The sequence below is a fragment of the Streptomyces albidoflavus genome (assembly GCF_000719955.1).
Taxonomy (GTDB): domain Bacteria; phylum Actinomycetota; class Actinomycetes; order Streptomycetales; family Streptomycetaceae; genus Streptomyces; species Streptomyces albidoflavus.
Window position 1 is genome coordinate 1 of the sequence record NZ_JOII01000068.1, and the last position, 7,842, is coordinate 7,842.

At 75.9% G+C, this 7,842-nt stretch carries 2 protein-coding genes; both read left to right on the forward strand.

What is annotated here, in order from left to right; genetic code table 11:
• The first annotated feature begins 4 nt into the window (after nucleotides 1-4).
• Nucleotides 5-1,591, forward strand: a complete 1,587-nt coding sequence (locus IF45_RS0130715; protein WP_078842959.1) for an acyltransferase domain-containing protein — start codon at nucleotides 5-7, stop codon at nucleotides 1,589-1,591.
• Nucleotides 1,588-7,842: SDR family NAD(P)-dependent oxidoreductase (locus tag IF45_RS32015; RefSeq protein WP_030310859.1), on the forward strand; the 6,255-nt coding region annotated here is incomplete at its 3' end. The genes IF45_RS0130715 and IF45_RS32015, both read left to right, overlap by 4 nt.

Consider the following 7,842-nt stretch of genomic DNA (forward strand, 5'->3'; position numbering starts at 1 on the left):
GGCGATGGAGCATGGGGTGGTTCCGGGTTCGTTGCATGTGCGGCGGCCGAATGATCACATCCGGTTCGAGGATTCGCCGTTCTTTCTGGTGGATCGTGCGTGGGTGTGGGGGCGTGAGGGGGGTCCGCGGCGGGGTGCGGTGAGTGCGTTCGGGATGGGTGGGGTGAACGCGCATGTGATCGTGGAGGAGCCGCCACGGGTGGAGCGTGGTGCGGTGCTGGTGCAGGACAGTCACCTGGTGCGCGTGACGGGGGCGGACGAGCGAGCGGTACGGGAACTCGCCGCCGCCTACGCCGACCACCTCACCGCCGTTCCGGACACCGACCCGGGAGACTTCGCCCGCACCGTGAACACCGGGCGCGCCGCCCAGCGCTGGACCACGGCCGTCCACGGCACCGGCCGCGCCGAACTGGCCGCCCGCCTCACCGAGATCGCCGACGGCACCACGCAGCCCGTCCGGTCCGCCGGACGGCACGTCACCGCCTTCCTGTACACCGGGCAGGGCTCCCAGTACGCCGGCATGGCCCGGCGTCTGCTCACCACCGAACCCCACTTCCGCGACGCCCTGCACGAGTGCGCCGACCTGCTCGCCCCGCACCTGGACGTGCCCCTGCTCGACCTGCTCCACGGCGACGCCCGGCACCTGCTCGACGAGACCCGGTACGCCCAGCCCGCCGTCGTCAGCGTCGAGGTCGCCCTGACCCGCCTGCTGGCCGAGGCGGGGGTACGCCCCGACACCGTCGCCGGGCACAGCCTCGGCGAACTCACCGCCGCCTGGGCCGCCGGCGTCCTCGCCCTGCCCGACCTGCTGCGGCTCACCGCCGTACGCGGCGCCCTCATGCAGGGCCGGTCCACGGACGGGACCATGGCCGTCGTCCACACCGGCACCGCCACGCTGACCGAGGCGCTGCGGAACCACCCGGGTGTCGAGATCGCCGCGTACAACGGGCGCACCCACACGGTCACCGGGCCGGAGCAGGACATCGCCCGCTTCTGCGAGGAGAGCCCGTACCGCACCCAGCGGCTCACCGTCAGCCACGCCTTCCACTCCGCCGCCATGGAACCGGCCGTGCCGCCCTTCGCCGAGGCCGTCGCCGGCACCGCGCTGCGCGCGCCGGAACTCCCCTTCGCCGACACACTCACCGGTGACTGGCACACCGCGGCGACCGCCACCGACCCACAGCGGTGGGCGGACGCCATCCGGCGCCCCGTCCGCTTCGCCCAGGCTCTGACCACGCTCGCCGGCGAAGGCCCGCACGTCGTCTGGGAGATCGGCCCGCACCCCCAGCTCCTGCCGATGGCCCGCACCGTCCTCGCCGAGCCCCACCCGGTCTGGGTGCCCACGCTGCACCGGGAGCGCAACGACCAGGTCCAGCTGCACGCCGCCCTGGCCGCCCACCACCGCGCCACCGGCGCGGAGCTGGACTGGGCCGCTCTGCACGCCGGCAAGAACCAGCGCACCACCACCGCCCCCACCTACCCCTTCGCCCGACAGGAGCTGACCGCACCCCCCGCTCGCCGCGCCACGGCGAACGCCGTCAGCCACCCGCTGTTCGACCACCCTTACGAGCACCGGAGTGAAGCAGAGTGACGCCACGAGCCGAGACCTACGAGAAGGCCTTCGCGGGGCGCGAACCCCTCATCGCCCAGCACCGCGCCGAGGGCGCCGGGCTGCTGCCGGCCGCCGTGCAGATCGAGATGGCGCTGGCGGGGATCGCCCGTCGCCGGCCGTTCGTCCCGCTGGAACTCACCGATGTCGCCTTCCTGCGCCCCCTCGCCCTCACCCCTGAAGAGACCGTGCCCGTCCGCCTGGACGTCACCCACGAGGACGCCCCGGGGGAAGGCGCCCGCTTCGAGCTGAGCGCCGTCCTGGCCGGCGAACGCAAACAGCTCTCCACCGGAACCGGCCGCCTGCTGCGCGACGGCGAGACCGCGCCCCGCCACGCCGCCCGCCCGGCCGCCGACGGACGCCCCCTCACACCGCGGGAGTTGTATGAGGGCTGGTCCCGCGCGGGCCTCGACTACGGCCCCGACTTCCGGACCGTCCGGGAACTCACCGTGGGCGACGGCACCGCCCGCGCCCGGCTGCGCACCGACACCGAGCCCCTGCCCTGGCACGCTCACCCCCTGCTGGTCGACGGCGTCCTCCAGGTGGTCAGCTGCGCGCTCCAGGAACTCGGCGCCGACACCCCACCCGTGCCGATGCTGCCCATCGGCATCGCCCGCGTCGCGGTCCTCGCCGACCTGTCGGCCCGCGCCACCGGGGTGACCGTGCTGGTACGCCGCACCGGCGTCGAGGGCGCGTACGCGACGGGCGACGCCGTCGTCCTCGGCCCGTCCGGGGAGACCGCCGCCGAGTTCACCGGCGTACGGATGCGCCGGACCACCGGGCCGGGCGCGGTCCGGACGGCCCCCGCCGCCACCGGCCACCCGCTCTCCCGCATCGAGTGGCGCCCCGCCGCACCCCCGGCACCCCGGCCCGACACGACCGGCACCTGGGTCGTCCTGCGCCACGGCGACGACGACCGCCTCGCGGACGAGACCGGCCGGCTGCTGCGGACCGGCGGCGCCCGCGTGGTCGACGCGTACCTCGAAGCCCCGGCAGGCCGGGAAGCGTCCGGCCAGGACCACCATGTCCTCGCCGACACCGGCGAGGCGGCGTTCCGCGGCCTCTGGGAAGCGGTCGGCGAGGAGGTGGCCGGCGTCGTCCACCTGGGCAACAGCGGTCCGGTCCGCGCGGAGGCCGGCGAACTGGCCACCGGCCCGTACGGCTGCGCCGCCGCCCTGAAGACCCTCGGCGAGCGACAGCGCCGCGCCCGGTTCCTCGTCGTGACCCACGCGGCCCAGCCCGTGGCCGACGGAGACCGGCCGGTCCCCGCCCGCGCCGCCCTCTGGGGCCTGATGCGCACCGCGGCCGTCGAGTACCCCGGCCTGCGGCCCCGCCTTCTCGACCTCGACGAGGAGTCCGAGCCGGCGCTCCCGGCCGAACTCGGCGACGGCCCTCCGGAGACCGGCTACCGCCACGGCGTCCGCCACGAACCGGTGCGGGTCCCCACCCGCCCGGGCGCCACCGGCACTCCGCCCGTGCGCCGAGGCGGCCACTACCTGATCCTCGGCGGCCACGGCGGCCTGGGCCTCGCCCTCGCCGAGCGGCTCGCCCACGAGGGCGCGGCCGTCGTCGCCCTCGCCAGCCGGTCGGGCGGTGCGAGCACCGGCCACCCCCCGTCGCAGCAGATCGAGGGAACCGCCTGTTCCCTCCGCTCGTACGCCGTCGACGTCACCGCCCCCGGAGCCCTCACCGACCTGGTCGGGCGGATCCGCGCGGACATCGGTGAGCTGCACGGAGTCGTGCACGCGGCCGGGACCCTCAAGGACGGGCTGCTCCGCTCGGCCACCGCCGAGGACCTCGCCGCGGTGATGCGGCCGAAGGTGGACGGCGTCCGCGAACTCGCCGCCGCCGTCGCCGGCTCGGAGCTGGACTTCGCCGTCCTGTTCGCCTCCGTCTCCGGTGCCTTCGGCAACCTCGGCCAGGGCGGCTACGCGGCGGCCAACGCCTACCTCGACGGCTTCGCCCACGCCCACGGCGCACCGTGGACGAGCATCGACTGGGGGCTGTGGGGCGAGACCGGCATGGGCACGGCCGTCGCCGCGCAACTGCGGCGACGCGGCGTGCGGCCCCTGGGCACCACCGAGGCCCTCGACGCCCTCCTCGCGGTGCTGGGCGATCCGCCGCGCCAGGTCGTCATCGCCCACCCGGACGCCTCCGACACCCTCGCCGACGAGGAGCCCCCGCCCGTACCGGTACGGGCGCCCGCCGGAAAGGCTCCCACCCCGCACGCGCAACGCGCCCGTGTCGAGGACGAGTTGGCCAGGTTCCTCACCGACCGCCTCGGCCTGGCCTCCTTCGACCGCGCCACCCCGCTGGCGGACCACGGCATGAGCTCCATCATGAGCGTCGAACTGGCCGAGGAACTGTCCCGCAGATGGGACGTCCACCTCCCCGCCACCCTCTTCCTGGAGTACGGCGGCCTCACCGAACTGGCCGAGGCCCTGACCGAACGCTACGGAGTCGCCGCCGCCCTCCCCGCACCCCCGCCGCCCGCGCCCGAGCCACCTGCCCCCGCCCCACAGCCCCCGGCGGCGACCACGGCCGCCCGCACCACCCGGCCCGAGGACATCGCCGTCGTCGCGGTCTCCGCCGACCTGCCCGGCGCCACCAGCCTGGAGGGCTTCTGGCACCTCCTGCGCTCCGGACGGCACGCCTTCACCGAGGTGCCCGCCGAACGCTGGGACGTCGCCGCCCACTTCGAGCCGCGCGGTCCGCAGATGACCGGCACGTACTGCCGCAGCGGAGCCTTCCTCAGCGACATCGACCGCTTCGACCCCGCGTTCTTCTCCATCTCCGTCCGCGAGGCCGAGGAGATGGACGCCCAGCAGAAACTGCTCCTCGAACACGCCTGGGCCGTCCGCGACGAGAGCGGCCTCGCCGGACACCGGGACATCGGCGTCTTCGTCGGTGCCACCTACACCCACCACCGCGACGCCCACGGCCTGGACGAGGTCGGGCCGCACACCGCGCTCGGCTCCATGAACGCCGTGCTCGCCAACCGGATCTCCTACGCCCTGGACCTCACCGGGCCCTCCCAGACCGTCGACACGCTCTGCTCGTCCGGCCTGGTCGCCGTCCAGCAGGCCGTCGCGGCCCTGCGCGCCGGCCAGTGCGGCGCCGCCCTCGTGGCCGCCTGCCACGTCGGCCTCACCCCCTGGTACTACCGCAGCCTCAGCCAGCTCGGCGCCCTGTCCGAGTCCCGGCCGCGCCCCTTCGACGACCGCGCCGACGGCTTCCTGCCCGGCGAAGGCGCCGTGGCCGTCATGCTGAAGCCGCTCGCCGCCGCCGAACGGGACGGCGACACCGTCTGGGGAGTGATCCGCGGCGCCGCCGTCAACCACGGAGGCCGCGGCAGCGCCCTGCCGGTGCCCCGCAGCGAAGCCCAGAGCGCCGTCGTCCGCGCCGCCCTGGCCGACGCGGAGCTGGACGCCTCCGACATCACCCTGATCGAGACCCACGGCACGGCGACCCGGCTGGGCGACCCCATCGAGATCGCCGCCCTGACCGAGGTGTTCGGCGCCGGCCCGGAGCGCCGGGAGCCCTGCCTCCTCGGCTCCGCCAAGGCCAACATCGGCCACCTGGAGCCCGCCAGCGGCCTGGCCGGCCTGGTCAAGATCCTGCTCTGCCTGCGCCACCGCGAGGTGCCGCCGCTCGCCGGGTTCGAGCGGCCCGGCAGCCATCTCGACCTCGACGCCGGGCCGTTCACCGTCCCGACGGCGCCGCTGCCGTGGCCGGGCGGCGACCGCCCGCGCCGGGCCGGCCTCAGCGCCTTCGGCATGGGCGGCACCAACGCCCACGTCGTCGTCGAGGAACACGTTCCCGGGGAGTCCGTCCCCGAGGGGCCGCCCGACGTGCTGGGCGAACACCTCCTGGTCCTCTCCGGACACACCCCCGAGGCACTGGTCCGGCGCGCCCGCGACCTGCTGCGGCTGCTCAGCGAGGAGGACGCCCCCGACACGGCGGCACTGTGCCGCTCGGCCGCGGTCGGCCGCGACCACCAGCGCCACCGCGCGGCCGTCCTCGGCTCCGGCCCGGAGCAACTGAGGGCCGGGCTCGACCGGATCGCCCGCCACCACGGCGACGCCCACGGAACGGTCCTGCGCGACGGGCGCGTGGTCGCCACCGACCTCGGCCCCGCCACCGGCACGGCCGACGCCGCCCCCTACGCGCGCCTCGCCACGTACACCACCGTCGGCGCCGACCGGCTCCGGGCCCAACTGGCCCTGCCCGACGACCGCCTGAGCACGGCACTGGCCTGCTTCCACGTGAGCGGCGGCAGCGTCGACTGGCGCCAGGTCCACGCCGGTACGCGGGCCCGCCGCATCGTGCTGCCGCCCTACCCCTTCCGGACCCCCTCCGGCGACCAGCCGGCCGCTTCCCGCCCGGACCCGGACGACAGCGTCCGGCGCCTGACCCGCGCCCACCGCGTCTTCGGCGAGCCGACCGTCCCCGCCGCCCTGCCCCTGGCGCTCGCCCTCGACCACGCCGAAGTCCTGGAACACGTCACCTTCACCGCCCGGGGGACCGGCGACGGCCCGCTCACCGGCGACCTCGACGACCCCGGCCGCACCGGCCCGGCCGCCTTCCGCCACGGCGAGCGCGTCATCGCCCGCCTGACGACGGCTGGCCGCACCCAGGACCCCGTACCCGCCGCACCTGACCTCGCCCAGCTGCGCGCCGGACTCGACCGCGGCCTCGAACCGGAGGGCCTGTACGCCTGGTTCGCCGCCCAGGGCATGGAGATCGAGGCACCCCTGCGCTCCCTCGCCGGCCTCCGCTACGGTGCCACGCGCGTGCTCGCCCGGCTGGACACCCCGGCCGAGGGCGGACCGGAGCGCGCCGCGGTCGCCCTGGACGCCGCTCTGCAGAGCATGGCCGTCCTCACTCTCGCCGACCCCGCCGTCCCCCGGGGGACGTACCTGCCGGTCTCCGTGGCCCGGGTGGTCCGCTGGGACGACCCGGCCCGTACCGCCTACGTCCTGCTCGACGCCGAGCACACCGGCGCCGACCCCGTCCGCCGGGGCGAGGCGACCCTGCTCGCCCGCGACGGACGGGTCCTCGCCCGGCTCAGCGGCATCGAGTACCGGCCGGTCGCCGGCCCGGGGGCACCGGAGCCCGAGGCGACCGCCCCGCGCCCGCGGGCCGAGCCGTCCGCCACGCCGCCGGGGGCGGAACACCTGGCCGCCGCCGAGGCCGCCGTCCTCGCCGCCGTCCGGGGCGTCTTCCACGACCCGGGCATCACCGCCACCACTCCGCTCTCCCGCGCCGGCCTCGACTCCCTGCTGGCGACCGCTGTCGCGGCCGACCTGGAGAGCGCCCACGGCCTCCGGGTGAGCCTGGCGGACGTGCTGGACGCGCCGGACTGCCGCACCCTCGCCCAGTACCTCGCCGAACGCGCCGCCGAGGGGACCTTCGCCCCGGCGCAGGGAGCCGGCCCCGCCGCCGCGAGCCGGCCGGAGCCGGCACGGGCGGAGCATCCCGACGCGGTGCCCGCCCAGGCCGACGACGAGGTGCGCGACGGCGACCTGGCGATCATCGGATTCGCCTTCGCCCTGCCCGGCGCCCAGGACGAGGCGGCGCTCTGGTCACTGCTGGCCGACGGGGGCACCGCCGTCCGGCCGGCACCGGCCCACCGGTGGGGCGCCTACGCGGACCGGCGCCACACCGACGTCGGCGGATTCCTCGACAACGCCGAGGAGTTCGACGCCCGCTTCTTCGACTTCTTCCCCAAGCAGGCCGAGGTGCTCGACCCGCAGGCCCGCTGGCTGCTGCGCACCACCTGGGAGGCGCTGGAGTCGGCCGGGCTCCCGCCCCGGCAACTGGCCCCCGCGACAGGCGTGTTCGTGGGCGCCAGCTACCAGCACTACCGCGAGTACAACATCGCCCCCGAACTCGACGCCCACAGCGGACTGGGCAACCACAACGCCTTCCTCGCCAACCGCCTCAGTCACTTCCTGGATCTGCGGGGTCCGAGCATGACGGTGGACACGTTGTGCTCGTCGTCGCTGGTGGCGTTGCACCAGGCGGTGCGGTCCATCCGGAGCGGGGAGTGCGAGCAGGCCGTCGTCGCCGGTGTCCGCGTCGGGATGAGCCCGCTGCACTACGTCGCCATGCGTGAGCTGCGGGCCCTGTCGCCCTCGGGTGTGGTGCGGGCGTTCGATGCGGGTGCGGATGGGTTTGTGCCGGGGGAGGGGGTGGTGTCGGTGGTGGTGAAGTCGTTGGGTGCGGCGTTG